Raw genomic sequence first — 15008 nt, forward strand, 5'->3', positions numbered from 1 at the left:
TCAGATGACCCTGGCCGAGAACAGATCATGCATGTTCAGCGCGCCAAGCAAGGGGCCGTTGTCGAGCGCGACCAGCAAGCCATTGATGCGAAGTCGCTCCATCATTTCCACCGCTTCAACAGCCAGTTGATCTGGTGCGATGAAATGTGGCGCCTGGTTCATGAATTCTGAGATTGCGCCGTGATGAAGATCGAGTCGCCGTTCAAAGGCGCGTCGCAAATCGCCGTCCGTAAAGATGCCGATGGCACGACCTGTGGTGTCGGTAATCGCAACCAGACCGAGTCCGCCGCGGGACATGGTGACGATGGCGTCGCCAAGCGGGGTGTCAGGCGTGACGACCGGAACCAGGTCGGCCGGGCGCATGACGTCGCGGACATGCGTCAGCAGACGGCGACCGAGCGAGCCGCCGGGGTGCGAACGGGCAAAGTCCTCTGGCCCGAATCCCCGGGCATCAAGCAGGGCAACGGCGAGGGCATCGCCGAGCGCCAGTGCGGCAGTGGTGCTGGCGGTCGGCGCCAGATTGTGCGGGCAGGCCTCTTGGGCAACGCCGGCATCGAGATGAACGTCGGCTTCTCGGGCCAGTGTCGAGCCGGGGGCGCCGGTCATGGCGATCAAGCGGGCTCCCTGGCGCTTGATTGTCGGAACGATGCGCAGCAGTTCCTCGGATTCGCCCGAATTGGACAGCGCAAGCAGGATGTCCTGGCGGGTGATCATGCCCAGATCGCCATGGCTGGCCTCGGCCGGATGGACAAAATAGGCGGGGGTGCCGGTGCTGGCCATGGTCGCGGCGATTTTGCGCGCGATGTGTCCGGACTTGCCCATACCACTGACGATCAAGCGTCCGCTGCAGTTCAGGATCAACTGAACGGCCTCGGCAAATTCTCCGTCCAGCCTGCTTCTCAGCGCGTCAACAGCCGCTGCTTCGATGGCCAGTGTCTGGCGACCGAGATTCAAGGCGCGTTCAGGCGAGAAGGGGGGAGATATCGTTGTATTCATGGCAGGCAGATGGTCTTGGCCGGGAAGTATACCCGACTTCGCCAATCTGCCTGCGGGGGACCCCGGACGGGCCAGGGTGTCGACGGCTCAGACCTTGCGACAGATGGTGTATTGCGTACTGCCATCGTCCTTGTAGGCGGTGGCTAGGTCGGTTTGTGGTGTGTTGTGGGCCGTTTGCTCGTAGGCCTGGATACTGCCCTTTTCCGGCAAGCCGTCGTCCTGGTTGGTGTCAATGGCGTTGGCGATTTTTGCTGGCAGATTGGTCGTGCAGACAATAAGGTTACCCGCCGTGTTGCTGGCTATTCCGGTGATGCCGCCGGCGGCATTGGTTGGTTGTTTGCCGCCCTCGGCATCACCGCTGATCAGTCCGGCGAAACGCAAATGTTGCCAGGCACGTAGGCTGGCCTTGGTGCCGTCCGATGTGTTGAACTCTCCTTCGATGGTGCCTGTTCCGTTGCCAGAAGTAGCATCGGTCCAGCGTGCATTTGCCTGCGAGTCATCTCCCGGCAGTGCTTTGTAGCGATCCCGGTAGCCCAGAATGGCGATGGCGACGCCGTCGAGTTCCTTCTCGATTGCGCGGATCTTGCTCTGGGTCAGCATTTCCTGGCCTTTCAGGATGCCGCCCAGCAGGACGCCGATGATGACCAGCACGATGGCGATTTCGATCAGGGTGAAACCTTGTTGCCTGTGTTGCATGATGCGCTCCTTTGGTGGGTGAAAAATCAGGGCAGGCGCCCGGCGGTGAGCATCCGGGTGTTGAGTACGGTAGGTACGATCCAGGCGACCAGATCGTCGTATTGGGCGTCCGGAGGACGGTTGACGAAGATGCGGTCAGTGTTGGCGTTTTCCGCTTCGTCGGGGGAGCTGGCTGGAGTGAGTTGGCCATTGCCGCGGTAGCCGCCCAGGCCATTACGGCCATGGCTGACAATGACCGCCGGCAGTCCATTGGCGACCGTCTGACTGTTGTTGGCAGCAGGGCGGACCGCTAGCGTTCCCATGCTTTCGAAGCTGAACCCAGCTCGGGCATCGTTTGCGGGCTCTGCAGTGAAAGCATCATGTGGGTAGTAAGTCAGGCGCTGCCCCCACGGGTCGGTCTCTGGCAGCCCGAGCGTGCGCCAGGGCAGTACCCCGCTTTTTCCGCGTACGCAGTCTTCTTCGCCGGCCTTGTCGGCGGAGCTGGCAAGCAACGGATCGGCGGCGCAGGGCAGGCGGCCATGGGTGATTGCGAATCCATACAGGGCTTCCAGGCTCAGTTCGAGTTGGGCGCGGGCGCGTTGTTCGGTGTGCAGGCGACGTTGTCCCGTGGTCTGGCCGAGCAGGCTGCCGGCGAGCAGGCCAATGATGATCAGGGCGATGCTCAGCTCGATCAGCGAGAAGCCGCGCTCAGTGGGCGATCTGGTCATTGTGGTCGGGGCGCCGTTGCCGGGCGTCGAAGGTGTTGTCCGGCATTTCCGCATCGCCGTTGCGCGAAGGAGCGGCATTCCTGCCTTCGAGGTAGTCGGCGACATCCTTGCCGGGACGTTGCTGGCCGTTGATTCTGGCGCCGGCAGCAATGACCAGCAGCGGACGAGCCGGCTGGCCGGGAATCTGCAGGCTGGCCTGTTCGGGTTCCAAGGCGTCGCCAAACTGGTAGAAGACGCTGTCCGACCATTTGCCCTCATACCACCAGCTATTCGGCTCGGCGAGAAAGTTGCAGCTCGCTGATGTCCAGGCCATGGGCTGGTGCTCTCCTTCGCCATCGTTGGCTGGCTGGCTCAGTGGCACCCGGCCGAACCGACTGCCGCTGCGTCCTTCGCCGAAGTTTGACGAGAGTGGGGCGGGCCAGGGGTAGCGGCCGGTTTGCCGGGCGTATGCGCTCAGGCAGTCGCGCAGTTTGTGCGCGATGCGCAGTTCGACCGCTGCCATCAGGCTGCCGCGGGTGATGCTGAGGATGCTGTCGTTACTCTCCGGCGCCGTCTTGAAATCCCGTGGGTTGTTCTGGCTCAGGCTGGCTTCGAGGTAATCCGCCGGGTTGTTCGATGGCCTTTTCTGTCCAGGCAATGGTGCGCCGGGGCGAATGATCAAGGCGGCGATATCGCCCTTGCCGTTCAGGGAAAGTCCGGTCGCGCTATCGCTGTTGATCGGGTGGGCACTCTGATGGTCGCGCAGCCCCGGTGCGATGACGTACCAGAGCGTATTCTGGTTGTCGTCGACCGGTTGAGGAATGTCCAGGGTGCTCCACGGCAGGCGACCGATCAGGCTGGGGCAGTGCTGGCCGGCCAGCAAATCGGCTCTGCCGTCGCCGGGGGTGGTGGGTTTCCATTGCGCCGGGCAGGGCAGGCTGCCGGGGCGATTGGTATCGTTGGCGGCGCGGGCGATCAAGGCTTCACGTGCCAGTGCCATTGCCGCCTGTTGGGCGCGCGTGCTTTCCAGACGTGCTTGGTTGGCCGAGCCTTGGGCGTAGGCCATGTATCCCGCAAATCCGAGCAGGCTGAGCAGTAGGGCATACAGTACTGCGCCGCTTTGATGCCTGCTTGTCGTTTTCATCGTTTCTCCGGTGCTGGGTGGCGCAACACGCTGCCGCTCGGCAGCAACGGGGTTTGTCGGCTGTCGCCGATGGGCGTGGTGGAGCGCGTAGCGTCTTGTGCCTTGCCATCGATCCATTGAATTTCGCGTCCGTTCGGGGATTTCAGGAAGCCGTCGTTACGTTCCGGCGCCTGTCGGGAGTCTTCGAGCAGGCGTCGTTGTTCCGGGGTGAAAAAAAGCCTGCCCAGCGTTTCCGCCGGGCAGGTGAAGCTGGTCAGCGAACCGACCAGCAGGGGCAGAAAGGAGTGCTTGGCGGTGTTCATTGCTGCATTTCCAGCGCGACCAGCTGGCAACTGGCGAACATGCCGTCTTCAGCGCGGGTCAAGCGGCAACCGCGCAATTGGTGCTGAATTGGCGAACGCGCCTGCCAATCGGCGATTCTGGAGAGCAGAGCTTCCTCGTGTACGAAGGTGCTTTCCAGCGGTGCCGGATACTCACGCCAGCGAGCCTCCGCCGTGGCGTGAGGCGCTGCCGGCTGGCTCGGCTGGGTTACCTCAAGCATCTGAATGTCGGCCAGCAATCGCTGCGCCTGCTCGGCACTCTGCAACGCCTGTCTTAGCTCGCTGAGCTGGCGCTCACTTGCAGATATTTCCTTGCGCAGTCCGTCAAGTTGGCTGGCTGCTTGCGCCGCCCGCTGCCACGACCAGAGCGCCAGGCCAGCGCTGAACAGCCAGCAGAGTGTGCAAAAAAGCAGTGGGGTACGCAGGGGGCGCGGAAGGTCGAATCTCATGTTGCTCCCAGCGGCGTCCTGAGCAGTTGTAGCGAAAAGCGGAATTCGCCGGGGCTGATCGCTTGCGGACGGGTGACAAGTCGGGCTGCTTGATGGCCAGGCTGGCGCAAACTCTGTAGGAGTTCTCCGGCCTGTTTCTCGTCGGCGGCCTGGATGCTGCCTTCCAGTTGCAGTTGGGGGTGAGCATTGGTCAGCGCCTGTTCGGTGGGGATACGCCAGTCGATGCTGTCGAGTTGAATCTCGGGACGTTGGTCTAGCGCTCGGCTCAGCGCAACCAAGTCGTCGGCGAAAGCGCTGCGTTGCTGAAGCAGTTGCCGGTGTTCCTGGATAAATTGTTGCCGTTGGGCCGGCGTCATTCCGTCGCGGTCAAGCTCGGCCATCGCGGTGGCGACAGCCTGTTGGGCGTGTGCGAGATGCTGTTGTGCCGTGCTAGCCTGCCGGTGCAAGGTATTGAATTCGATCCAACGTTCAACTGACATGCTCAGGCCGGCACCCAGTGCCAGCATGCCCAGATACCAGCACCAGCGCCCGTACTGCCGTTGGCGTGCGATTGCTCTGGCCGAGGGCGGTGCAAACTGCCAGTCGGGCCAATGTTTGTCGGCGAGCGCGAGAATGAGTTGTGCCGCATCCTCGTTCGTCGGTAGATGCCTGATTGTGGCGCTGGCCGGTAGCGGCGGGTGCCAATCGGGTGGTCCGATGAGGCACAGCGTGGGCGGAATCTCTGCGGCGCCGCCTTGCATGAGCAGTCGCCGCCAGGCGTCGTCGATGGCGGTATCGTCATCGTTTGTCGTCCATTGCACGGCACAAGGCAGGCCGTGTTCGAGCAGCGTGAGCCGGCAGGCGTGGCAGTGTTTGCTCAGAACGACGAGTTGGGCGGGGGCGTCGGGTACTTTGCCGAGCAATGGCGTCAGTAACTGGGGCAAGGTGTAGACGCCGCTCAAGGCGACGCTGCGCAGTCGTTGTGTCCAGCCGTCGAAGGCACTACTGTTGCTCACGGCCATGAGCGAGATTCGCGTGTTTTCCTCTCGTCGGCCCTTGTTCAAGCCGACACATCGCCACGGGGTGTCGGGGAAAGCGCGGCGACTTCGGGTTTCTGCGAGTTGGCGGCGCTCGCGTTGCGGTAGTGAGGGCATGGCCTCACCGAGATAACGCTCCTCGTGCCGGTTGATCAGCAGCAGGAAATTCCTTTTGTCGGCCATCGTCAGGAAATGACTGAAAGCGTCTAAGCCGTCCGGGTTTTCCGGGAAGTCGGCAATTCTCTCCGTCTGCCCGTTACGCCTTTCCCAGGCGGACATGCCGTTTTCGTCGAGGTAAAGGCGAATGGCCTGCGTCATGGGATTCCTCCGTCGATCATTCCATAGAGCGGCTGGATGGTTGCCAGCATGATCCAGCCCAGCAGCAGGCCGATCAGCAGTGTCAGCGCCGGGCCGGTCAGACTTTGCAGGGTGGCCATGGCGTCGCCGGCTTCGCGTTCGCAGCGCCTGACGATGTGCTCAAGTGCCTGCTCCAGCGTGCCACTGCGTTCGCCGGCGTGCAGGATGCGGATCAGTAGCGGGGGGAAAAAGTCGTGGCGTGAGAAGGCTTCGGCCAGGGCGCTTCCCTGTTCGACGTCATCGGCGATCTGGCCAACGATGTTGCCGGCGAAACGGTTGTCGATGGCTGCCGGAATGCTCCTGAGTGCTTCCAGTAGCGGAATGCCGCTGCTGTAGAGCAGGGCGAGCAGTTCGGCCAGTCGCGCGGTCAGGAGTCGGCGCCGGATCTGGCCGATGAGCGGGATGAGCAGGCTCAGGCGATCGATCTCCGGCGCCAGCGCCGGATGCCGTCGCAGGCCGCTGGCCGAGACAAGCAGCACGACCGGTGGCAGTCCCAGCCAGGGCCAGTGGTGCTGCAGAAAATCGGCCGTCGCGAATAGCAGGGTACTGGCCAGCGGCAGCGACTGGCTGCTGTCGGTCAGGAAATTGCGAATCTGCGGCACCAGGTAGAACATCAGGAACAAGCCGGCAGCGAGGACCATCAGACCGGCGAGCAGCGGTTGCAGCAGGAGCTTTTTCGTGGTCCTGGCTTGCGCTTCGCTCTGCTGCAGACTGTTGCCCAGGCGGCGCAGGCTGTCTGCCAGCCGGCCGCTGTATTCACCGGCGTGGATGATGCCGACGCAGTCGGGGGGCAGCTTTTCTTCCGCCAGGGCTTGCGACAATGACTGGCCGGCGACGAGTCGCTCGCCCAGGCGCCGACACAAGGCCGGCAGGCGCGTGCCCTCGGCGCTGGCGCCAAGATCGTGGAGCGCCTCGGTCAGGGGGATGCCGGCGGCGAGGAGTTGTTCGACCTGCAGGCAGAAGTCGGCCAGCTCGGCGCGTGACATTCGGGCCGGCCGGCGCAGACGTCGAGGTTTGGCGTTGATCAATTCCAGGCCGAGCTGCAGCAATTCCGCTTCCAGGTGCGTCCGCGAGCAGGCTTCCCGTTCGCCGGAAACACGTTGCTGTTGGCGGTCGAGTGCCAGGTAGCGAAAGTGCATGTTTACAACCAATCGCTCAGATCGACGGCCCGGCTGACTTCTTCGAGCGTGGTATCGCCCCGGCGTACGGCTTCCAGCGCGTTGTCGGCCAGGGTGGTGAAACCGCGCTTCCTGGCCTGGGCAAACAGTTCGGGGGGCGAAGCTGCATCGGCGAGCAGGAGGTCGAGTGCCTTGTCGATGCGCAGGATTTCCATCAACACCAGGCGACCGCGATAGCCGCGCTGGCGACAGGCTGGGCAGGCGCCAGCCGATGGCAGCGTTGTTGTGCCCAGTAGTGCCGATTCCGCTGGCGTGGCCGGACGCTCGCCGCGGCAGTTCGGACACAGGCGGCGTACCAGGCGTTGGGCGACGATGCCGGTCAGGTTGCCGTGCAGCATGCGCGGGCTGATGCCGAGCTCGGCCAGTCGTGACAGGGCGGCGATGGTGCTGCCGGCGTGCAGGGTGGCGAACACCTGGTGGCCGGTCAGCGCGGCGCGCAGGGTCATTGCCGCAGTTTCGCCATCGCGGATCTCGCCGATGAGCATGGTGTCGGGGTCCTGACGGAGCATCGAGCGGACGCCGTCGGCGAAATCCATCTTGACCTTGTCGGAGAGCGAGGTCTGGCGCAACAGCGGTAACGGGTATTCGACCGGGTCTTCCAGGGTCATGATGTTGACGCTGTCGTTCCTGAGCCGGTTGAGCAGCGAGTAGAGGGTGGTCGTCTTGCCGCTGCCGGTCGGCCCGGTGACCAGGAAAAGCCCTTCGGGGCGAGACAGCATGCGTTCGAGCAAGGCTTGGTGCGCGTTGCCGATGCCCAGCGACTCCAGCGGGACGATGCCCTTTTGTCGGTCGAGTACGCGCAGCACGATGCTTTCGCCGTGGATGCCGGGTTGGCTGGCAACCCGGAAATCGATGTCGCGGCCACCGATGCGTCGGCCGAGATGACCATCCTGCGGTAGCCGATTTTCCGCGATGTTCATGCCGGAAATGACCTTGATCCGGCTCGCCAGTGGTGCCCAGGTCGAACGGTGCAGGATGCGGATGGTTTCCAGCAGGCCGTCGATCCGGTAGCGGATGCGCAGGCTGGCCGCTTCCGGCTCGAAGTGCAAGTCGGAGGCTTGGCGCCTGACAGCGTCGGCGAGCAGCGCATCAACCAGGCGGACGGCCGGCGAATCGCCCGAGAGCGAATTCAGCGGACCTTTGCCTTCGAACTCGTCGAGAATGCCGTCGATGGCCAGCGCGCAGCCGTAATGCAGGTCGATGGCTTGCTCGATTTCGCCGGGGGCGGCCAGCAGGATTTCGGTGTCCATGCCGGCGGGGGTGTGCGCGTGCAGGCTGGCCAGCGCCTGGTGGTCGCGGGGTGATGACATGGCCAGGCGCCAGCGACGGCGTCCGGGATTGATGGCGATCGGCAGGATGCGATGGCGGCGGGCGGTTTCGGCCGGCAGGAGCCGGATGGCTTCGGGGGCGATGTCGTGGCGCGACGGGTCGAAGCGTTCCAGGCCGAGTTGCCGGGAAAGGACGTCGCTGACCCCGGGCTCGTCGGCAAAACCCAGGGCGTGTACCAAGATGCCGAGTGGCTGGCGGTTCTTCTGTTGTTCGACCAGGGCGATACGCAACTGATCCTCGTCGATCAGGCCGGCTTCGAGCAGGTGTTGGCCCAGCAGCTTGTTGTTCATGGCAGCGCCGCCCGCAGTTGCGTCAGGCGCTGGTGTGCCGCTGCCTGCCGGAAGTTGTGGGCTTGTTCCGCCGCCAGTTCAAGCGCGCCCTGGTAGTAATGGCTGGCGGCAACGGTCTGCTCCAGGTGGTCGAGGCAGACGGCCAGGTTGTACAGGGTGTCGGCTTGTTCTGGTGCCAGGGCGTTGGCGCTGGCGTAGGCCTGGCGGGCTTCGGCCCAGCGCTGTTCACGGCTGAGCAGGCTGCCGAGACGGAATTGCAGTTCGGCGTTCCCGGGGTGCGTCGCTATCAACTCGCGTAGCTGGCTTTCCTGATCGTCGTCGGCTACCGCAAGGCTGAGGGCGGAGTGAATGAAAGGGGCGGCACCATCAGCAACAGCGGTGGTGCTCGATAGCGCCAGACAAAGGCAGAGTGGGATAGCGCGCTGCATGCTTACTCCGTGATGGACAGTGGCTTGAAAGGTCGGGCATGTGCCGGCGGGGCGAAGAAATCATCTCCCGGGAGACGGTCGGCCAGTGCTGCGTAATCGCCGCGCAGTCCGGGGTCGCGGATCACTACCGGGCGCAGGAAAATGACCAGTTCGGTTTTGCGTGTCCGGTTGTTGCGGTTATTGAAGGCTTCGCCGGCCAGCGGAATGTCGCTGAGGATAGGCACGCGCTGGCTCTGGTAATCGGCTCTATCTTCCATCAGGCCGCCCAGTACTGCGGTTTGTCCGTTGGCGATGCGCATGACCGACTCGATTTCCCGGGTGCGGATCATCGGTACGAGATTCTCGATGCCGTTGCGGCGCAGGTCAGGATTCGGGTCCGGGACTTCGCGGTCGATGCTGGTGATGCTCGGGCGAATGTTGAGCAGGATCGAGTCGTCGCTGGCGATCTGCGGCGTCACACCCATGACCAGGCCGACCGAGACGGTTTGCGGCGTGGTCGTATAAGTGGTGGTCGTGCCGACATTGGCGGTGGTGGTTGTGTCGGCCTTGACCTGGAAGTAAACGTAGTTTTCGACGACGCGCAACAAGGCAGCCTGGTTGTTGAGCACCGACAGGCGCGGGCTGGAAAGTACCCGGCTGGTGCCGAAGCGCTCGAGCAGGCTGATCAGCGCGCGCGGGTTGTCGTCCCGGTTGTAGCTCAGGTTGACGCTGCCTTTGAGCGCATTGCCGGCCAGCGAAAATACGCCGCCACGGACCAGCCCGCTCCAGTCTATGCCTTGCTGATAGCCGTCGCTCAGCGTCACTTCGACGATGGTCGCCTCGATCATGACCTGGCGGCGGGCAGCCTTGATCACCCGGTCGACAAAGCGGCGGATCTGGCGGTGCTCCGCCTGGGTTGCGTAAGCCGTGATGAGCCCGGCTTCTGCATCGACGATCAGGCGTGGCGGCGCAGTCTTGTTTATCTGTGCAGCGCTTGTTTTCATCAAGCGGTCGAGGTTCTTTTCCAGGCCATCCCAGAATCGATGTGCGCCGACATTTTCGATGCGGGTGTTGGACAGGCTGCCGCCGCTGCCTCCCTCGCCGGCGTCACCTATCTGCATCTTGTTGGCGACCGTGCTGCTGACGGTGCGTCCCAAATTTACGTAATCCACCGGGTAGTGAGCGAAGTAGGGCGTGTCCGGAAGGATCAGGAGCCCGCCTGCGGTGAAGTCGAACCGTAGCGGAACCTGTCGCGAGATACGATCAAGCAGGACGGGTAGCGGCTGCCGGCTGGCCTTGAGCGTGATCTTGCCGGCAATTTCCGGGGCGATATCGATGTCGATGTCAGCGTCGCGGGCCAGGGCAAACAGCAGGTCGCGCACCGGGACGTCGCTGACTGTGACGCTGTAAACGGCATCGACTGCAGGTTCGATAGTCGGTGCCGGATGGTCGACAATTTCCGGAATCGGGCCGGCCGGATGAGTCAGGCGAAGATGTCCTTGGCGCGTGCTCGTCGGCGTGGCCGTGCTGCAGGCTACGGCGATCAGCATGAGTGGCAGGATCATCATGGCTTGGTACATGGAGATGCGAATATTTGGAACAAGCGGATATGCTATATGCAAAATATTCTATTGTCATTCTTTCTGGTGTTCCCCCTGTCTCCGATGAAGTGAGAATAGGCAGTTCTGATAGAATGCGGCCTGGCTTTAAAAGGAAACTGACGTTGGCAGACGACTCACTGGTCGATATTCGAGACCTACACTTTCACTATGACGGGCGGCCGGTGCTGCAGGGGATCGATATGAAGATTCCGCGCGGCAAGGTGGTCGCCATCATGGGGGGGTCAGGATGTGGCAAGACCACCTTGCTGCGTTGTATCGGGGGGCAGCTGAAGCCAACCGGCGGCAGTGTTCGTCTGGAGAATCACCAAGTCTGCAAGATGTCGGAGGCCGAGTTGTATCGGCTGCGCCGCCGGATGGGTATGCTCTTCCAGTTCGGTGCCTTGTTTACCGACCTGTCGGTTTTCGATAACGTGGCTTTTCCTTTGCGCGAGCACACCGATCTGTCCGAAGAAATGATTCGCGACCTGGTCTTGATGAAGCTTGAGGCCGTTGGTTTGCGTGGCGCCCATGCCCTGATGCCGGCCTCGCTGTCAGGTGGCATGGCACGGCGTGTTGCCCTGGCCCGGGCGGTTGCGCTTGATCCCACGTTGATCATGTACGACGAGCCGTTTACCGGTCTCGATCCGATCGCGCTGGGGGTGATCGGGCGACTGATCCGTTCGTTGAACGACGCCTTGGGGGCAACTTCGATCATGGTTACCCACGACATTCAGGAATCGTTGCTGATCGTCGACTACATCTATTTCCTGAATGGCGGCAAGGTGGTCGCGCAGGGGGCACCCGACGAAATTCGTGCTTCCTCTGATCCTTTTGTGTACCAGTTTGTCCATGCTGAGCCTGATGGTCCGGTGCATTTCGATTATCCGGCGCCCACCGTGCTCCAGGATTTCTTGCCGGGAGGGGCGCATGCCAGGGCCGCTTGAGTTGGTGCGCCGTCTCGGCAGTTCGGTTGTTGATCGTGTCTGGCGACTGGGTTTTGCCACGCGCTTCTTTTTTGCGATTCTGTTGCATTCGGGAACGGCATTGCGTCGGCTGTCGCTGACTCTGCGCGAAATTTACTTCAGTGGTGTACTGTCGCTACTGATCATCATCGTTTCGGGTCTGTTTGTTGGTCTGGTTCTTGGCTTGCAAGGTTACGAGACGCTGCAGCGTTTCGGTTCGACCGAAGCTTTGGGTGTCCTGGTTTCGCTTTCGCTGGTGCGTGAGCTCGGGCCGGTGGTGGCTGGCCTGCTGTTCGCTTCCCGGGCGGGTTCGTCGATCACTGCCGAGATCGGTCTGATGAAGACGACGGAACAATTGAAGGCGATGGACATGATGGCGGTCAATCCAATCGCCCGGGTGGTGGCGCCACGCTTCTGGGGGGGGGTCATCTCGATGCCGCTGCTGGCAGCGATGTTCTCTGCCATGGGGGTGTTTGGCGGCTGGCTGATCGGTGTCGTCTTTATCGGTGTCGATGACGGCGCATTCTGGTCGCAGATGCAGTCAAGTGTTGATTTTCGCTATGACATCATGAACGGCGTCATCAAGAGTGTGGTCTTCGGTTTTGCCGTTTCGCTGATTGCCGTATTCGAAGGTTACGACTCCGCGCCGACGGCCGAAGGCGTGTCGCGAGCCATTACGCGCACCGTGGTAACGTCGGCGATGACCATACTGGCGCTGGATTTCATTCTCACTTCGTTCATGTTCCGGGGTAATTGATGAACCGTACCGTTCTCGACCTGTGGGTCGGCTTCTTCGTTGCACTCGGCCTGGCCGCGGTGTTGTTTTTGGCGCTGAAAGTGGGGAATCTTTCCTCGGCGCACCTGTCCGATACCTATGTGCTGCAAGCCAGGTTTGATAACATCGGCGGCCTGAAAGTGCGCGGGCCGGTGAGAAGCGCTGGCGTGCTCGTCGGACGGATTGCGGATATCGGTTTCGACCCGGAGAGCTACCAGGCTGTTGTCACCATGAATATAGACGGGCGTTACCGTTTTCCGCGGGATACCTTTGCTTCGATCTATACGGCCGGCTTGCTGGGTGAGCAATACATCGGGCTGGATGTTGGTGGCGATGACAAGATGTTGCAGGCGGGCGACATGGTGAGAATGACACAGTCGGCCGTTGTCCTTGAGAAACTGCTTGGTCAGTTTCTCTTCAACAAGGCAGCTGAGGGGCAGGAAAGTAAATGACGTTACAGGCAGGGGATTCGATTCGACGGCTGAAGCGCCTGCTGGTTCTGGGCGGTGCGCTGCTCGTCGCGGCGCAAGTCGGCGCACAGGACAAGCAGCGTGATCCGTTCGAGGGTTTCAATCGGACCATGTACTCGGTCAACGAGGTCCTCGATCAGTATGCCGCGCGTCCGGTCGCTCAGGCCTATGATGCTGCTGTGCCGCTGCCGGTCAAGGCCAGTGTCGGGAACGTGTTTGGCAATGTCGGTGAAGTCTGGGTTGGTGCAAACAGTGCGCTTCAGGGCAAGGGCGGTGACGCGGGCATCACTTTGGCGCGCTTGTTGATCAATTCGACGGTGGGCATTCTCGGCCTGTTCGATGTGGCCAGTGAAATGGGTCTGGAGCGTTACAACGAAGACTTCGGGCAGACACTCGCGGTGTGGGGCGTCAGCGATGGCCCCTACCTGTTCCTGCCGGTGATCGGGCCGCGCACTTCACGTGACTTCGCTGGTTGGGCGGTCGATACCTATGCTGATCCGGTGCGCTCCATTCGCTCGAGCAACGAGCGCCTGAGCGCGACGGTGGTACGCTTTGTCGATATCCGGGCGGGCCTGTTGCCTGCTGATCGACTGGTGGAAGAGGCTGCTCTCGACAAATATTCCTATGTTCGCGATGCCTATCTGCAGCGTCGCCGCAATTTGATTTACGACGGTCGCCCGCCAAGGATGGATGACTGAAGCTGATAGCCAGACAATGATGAAAAAACTGTTTGTTACCCTGATTGCCGCGCTGCTTTCCTTCTCTGCTGTCGCGGGTGATGCCCCGGACGTATTGATCAAGCGGGTATCGGAAGAGGTCCTGGAAATCGTGCGTCAGGACAAGGATGTCCGTAACGGCGACATTCAAAAGATTGCCGCTCTGGTTGATGCCAAGGTTCTGCCGCATTTCAATTTCCAGCGCATGACGGCGCTGGCGGTTGGTCGTGACTGGCGTAGCGCGAGTACTGCCCAGAAGACCCGGTTGCAGGCTGAATTCAAGATGCTGCTGGTGCGTACCTACGCCAATGCACTGACCAGTTACAGCAATCAGCGCATCGTTTTCCGCCCTTTCCGCATGCGCGATGGCGAGACGGAAGTGCTGGTCCGCTCGGAAGTTGTCCAGCCCGGTGCCCAACCGGTGCAGATCGATTACTGGCTGGAACTGGCGGATGGTCAGTGGAAGGTGTTTGATGTTGTCGTCGCCGGCATCAGTCTGGTGACCAATTATCGTGAGCAGTTTGCCCGTGAAGTCCGCGACGGCGGTATTGACGGTTTGATCGCCAGCCTGGCGGCCAAGAACAAGTCGCTGGAAGTTACTGCCAACAACCGGGCTGCTCGTTGATGATTGAAAGCATAAACGGCCGGCTCTGTGTCGGCTGTGCAATGACCACCGATCAGGCTCGGGAGCTGCTTGAGCGTGGTCGTGACTTGATCGTTCCCGGTGAGCAGGTCATCGATCTGTCCGGGGTTGGCGACGCCGATTCCTCGGCGGTGGCAGTCATGCTTGGCTGGTTGCGCCATGCTGCGTTGACCGGTGCGGTGATCCGCTTTGCCGGCGTGCCGGTCGGGGTGGCTTCGCTGGCTGAACTCTACGGTGTTTCCGACCTTCTGCCCCTGGCCTGACGGCCGTTCATGATCCCCGCCGTTTCCATCGTCGATGTCGTCAAGACCTTTGGCTCACTGAGGGCGCTGGACGGCCTTTCCCTGGACATCCAGCAAGGCGAGTTCTTCGGCCTGCTCGGGCCGAACGGTGCCGGCAAAACGACCTTGATTTCTGCCCTGGCTGGACTGGCGCGTCTGGATTCGGGCTGTATCCGGGTGCTCGGTCACGATGTCGTCCGCGATTTTCGCCAGGCCCGCCGTCTGCTCGGCGTAGTGCCGCAGGAGCTGGTCTTCGATCCCTTCTTCAGTGTGCGCGAGACCCTGCGCATTCAGTCCGGTTACTTCGGCATCCGTCGCAACGACGACTGGATCGACGAAATCCTCCATCACCTTGACCTGACCAGTAAGGCCGATGCCAACATGCGCCGGCTTTCTGGCGGTATGAAGCGCCGGGTGCTGGTCGCCCAGGCGCTGGTGCACAAGCCGCCGGTGATCGTCCTCGACGAGCCGACGGCCGGTGTCGATGTCGAGTTGCGCCAGGGGCTGTGGCAGTTTGTTCGTCGGCTCAACGGCGAGGGTCACACCATCATCCTGACCACGCATTACCTCGAAGAGGCGGAAGCCCTGTGCAACCGCATCGCGCTGATGAAGCAGGGGCAGTTGCTGGCGCTCGACAGTACCGTCAACCTGATGGCGGCGCACCCGGGGGCGTCGCTGGAAGAGGTTTTTCT

17 protein-coding genes and 1 pseudogene are annotated in these 15008 nt (G+C 62.0%); 7 read left to right on the forward strand and 11 right to left on the reverse strand.

Annotated elements, in window-relative coordinates:
• The 11 genes from G471_RS0105250 to G471_RS0105300 form a co-directional block, all read right to left on the reverse strand.
• On the reverse strand, nucleotides 1–996 hold the full coding sequence (locus G471_RS0105250) for a KpsF/GutQ family sugar-phosphate isomerase (protein ID WP_028994412.1): 996 nt from the start codon (nucleotides 994–996) through the stop codon (nucleotides 1–3).
• 87 nt (nucleotides 997–1083) lie between these two features.
• On the reverse strand, nucleotides 1084–1692 hold the full coding sequence (locus G471_RS0105255) for a type II secretion system protein (RefSeq protein WP_028994413.1): 609 nt from the start codon (nucleotides 1690–1692) through the stop codon (nucleotides 1084–1086).
• A 26-nt stretch (nucleotides 1693–1718) separates the two neighbouring features.
• Nucleotides 1719–2399, reverse strand: coding sequence for a type II secretion system protein (locus G471_RS0105260; RefSeq protein ID WP_028994414.1), 681 nt, complete (start codon nucleotides 2397–2399; stop codon nucleotides 1719–1721).
• A complete protein-coding gene (locus G471_RS19455; protein ID WP_028994415.1) occupies nucleotides 2380–3444 on the reverse strand; it encodes a hypothetical protein in 1065 nt (354 codons plus the stop codon). The genes G471_RS0105260 and G471_RS19455 overlap by 20 nt, the downstream gene beginning before the upstream one ends.
• Before the next feature lie 74 nt (nucleotides 3445–3518).
• Nucleotides 3519–3824 carry a hypothetical protein gene (locus G471_RS0105270; RefSeq protein WP_028994416.1) on the reverse strand — a complete coding sequence of 102 codons (306 nt, stop codon included), beginning with the start codon at nucleotides 3822–3824 and terminating at the stop codon, nucleotides 3519–3521.
• Nucleotides 3821–4291 (reverse strand): hypothetical protein, encoded by a 471-nt coding sequence (locus G471_RS0105275; protein ID WP_028994417.1) that lies wholly within the window; start codon nucleotides 4289–4291, stop codon nucleotides 3821–3823. Before G471_RS0105275 ends, G471_RS0105270 begins: the two co-directional genes overlap by 4 nt.
• A complete protein-coding gene (locus G471_RS0105280) occupies nucleotides 4288–5625 on the reverse strand; it encodes a hypothetical protein (RefSeq protein ID WP_028994418.1) in 1338 nt (445 codons plus the stop codon). Before G471_RS0105280 ends, G471_RS0105275 begins: the two co-directional genes overlap by 4 nt.
• On the reverse strand, nucleotides 5622–6803 hold the full coding sequence (locus G471_RS0105285) for a type II secretion system F family protein (protein ID WP_028994419.1): 1182 nt from the start codon (nucleotides 6801–6803) through the stop codon (nucleotides 5622–5624). The genes G471_RS0105280 and G471_RS0105285 overlap by 4 nt, the downstream gene beginning before the upstream one ends.
• Nucleotides 6804–6805: 2 nt before the next feature.
• Nucleotides 6806–8461 carry a GspE/PulE family protein gene (locus G471_RS0105290; protein ID WP_028994420.1) on the reverse strand — a complete coding sequence of 552 codons (1656 nt, stop codon included), beginning with the start codon at nucleotides 8459–8461 and terminating at the stop codon, nucleotides 6806–6808.
• Nucleotides 8458–8889, reverse strand: a complete 432-nt coding sequence (locus G471_RS0105295; protein WP_028994421.1) for a hypothetical protein — start codon at nucleotides 8887–8889, stop codon at nucleotides 8458–8460. The genes G471_RS0105290 and G471_RS0105295 overlap by 4 nt, the downstream gene beginning before the upstream one ends.
• A 2-nt stretch (nucleotides 8890–8891) precedes the next feature.
• Nucleotides 8892–10448, reverse strand: coding sequence for a type II secretion system protein GspD (locus G471_RS0105300; RefSeq protein ID WP_043420907.1), 1557 nt, complete (start codon nucleotides 10446–10448; stop codon nucleotides 8892–8894).
• A 143-nt stretch (nucleotides 10449–10591) separates the two neighbouring features.
• On the opposite strand from G471_RS0105300, the gene G471_RS0105305 reads away from it, so the two are divergent.
• From G471_RS0105305 to G471_RS16765, 7 genes and pseudogenes are all read left to right on the forward strand, one after another.
• Nucleotides 10592–11413 (forward strand): ABC transporter ATP-binding protein, encoded by an 822-nt coding sequence (locus G471_RS0105305; RefSeq protein ID WP_028994423.1) that lies wholly within the window; start codon nucleotides 10592–10594, stop codon nucleotides 11411–11413.
• A complete protein-coding gene (mlaE, locus tag G471_RS0105310; RefSeq protein ID WP_028994424.1) occupies nucleotides 11397–12188 on the forward strand; it encodes a lipid asymmetry maintenance ABC transporter permease subunit MlaE in 792 nt (263 codons plus the stop codon). Before G471_RS0105305 ends, mlaE begins: the two co-directional genes overlap by 17 nt.
• Nucleotides 12188–12658 carry an outer membrane lipid asymmetry maintenance protein MlaD gene (gene mlaD / locus G471_RS0105315; RefSeq protein WP_028994425.1) on the forward strand — a complete coding sequence of 157 codons (471 nt, stop codon included), beginning with the start codon at nucleotides 12188–12190 and terminating at the stop codon, nucleotides 12656–12658. Before mlaE ends, mlaD begins: the two co-directional genes overlap by 1 nt.
• Nucleotides 12655–13374, forward strand: a complete 720-nt coding sequence (locus tag G471_RS0105320; RefSeq protein WP_028994426.1) for an MlaA family lipoprotein — start codon at nucleotides 12655–12657, stop codon at nucleotides 13372–13374. The genes mlaD and G471_RS0105320 overlap by 4 nt, the downstream gene beginning before the upstream one ends.
• A 16-nt stretch (nucleotides 13375–13390) precedes the next feature.
• Nucleotides 13391–14017, forward strand: coding sequence for an MlaC/ttg2D family ABC transporter substrate-binding protein (locus tag G471_RS0105325; RefSeq protein WP_211226388.1), 627 nt, complete (start codon nucleotides 13391–13393; stop codon nucleotides 14015–14017).
• Nucleotides 14018–14058: 41 nt separating this feature from the next.
• On the forward strand, nucleotides 14059–14298 hold the full coding sequence (locus tag G471_RS0105330) for an STAS domain-containing protein (protein ID WP_043420910.1): 240 nt from the start codon (nucleotides 14059–14061) through the stop codon (nucleotides 14296–14298).
• Nucleotides 14299–14307: 9 nt separating this feature from the next.
• Nucleotides 14308–14994: pseudogene (locus G471_RS16765) on the forward strand (ABC transporter ATP-binding protein); the annotation flags it as partial.
• Nucleotides 14995–15008: the final 14 nt, after the last annotated feature.

The sequence above is a fragment of the Azonexus hydrophilus DSM 23864 genome (genome assembly GCF_000429605.1).
GTDB lineage: Bacteria > Pseudomonadota > Gammaproteobacteria > Burkholderiales > Rhodocyclaceae > Azonexus > Azonexus hydrophilus.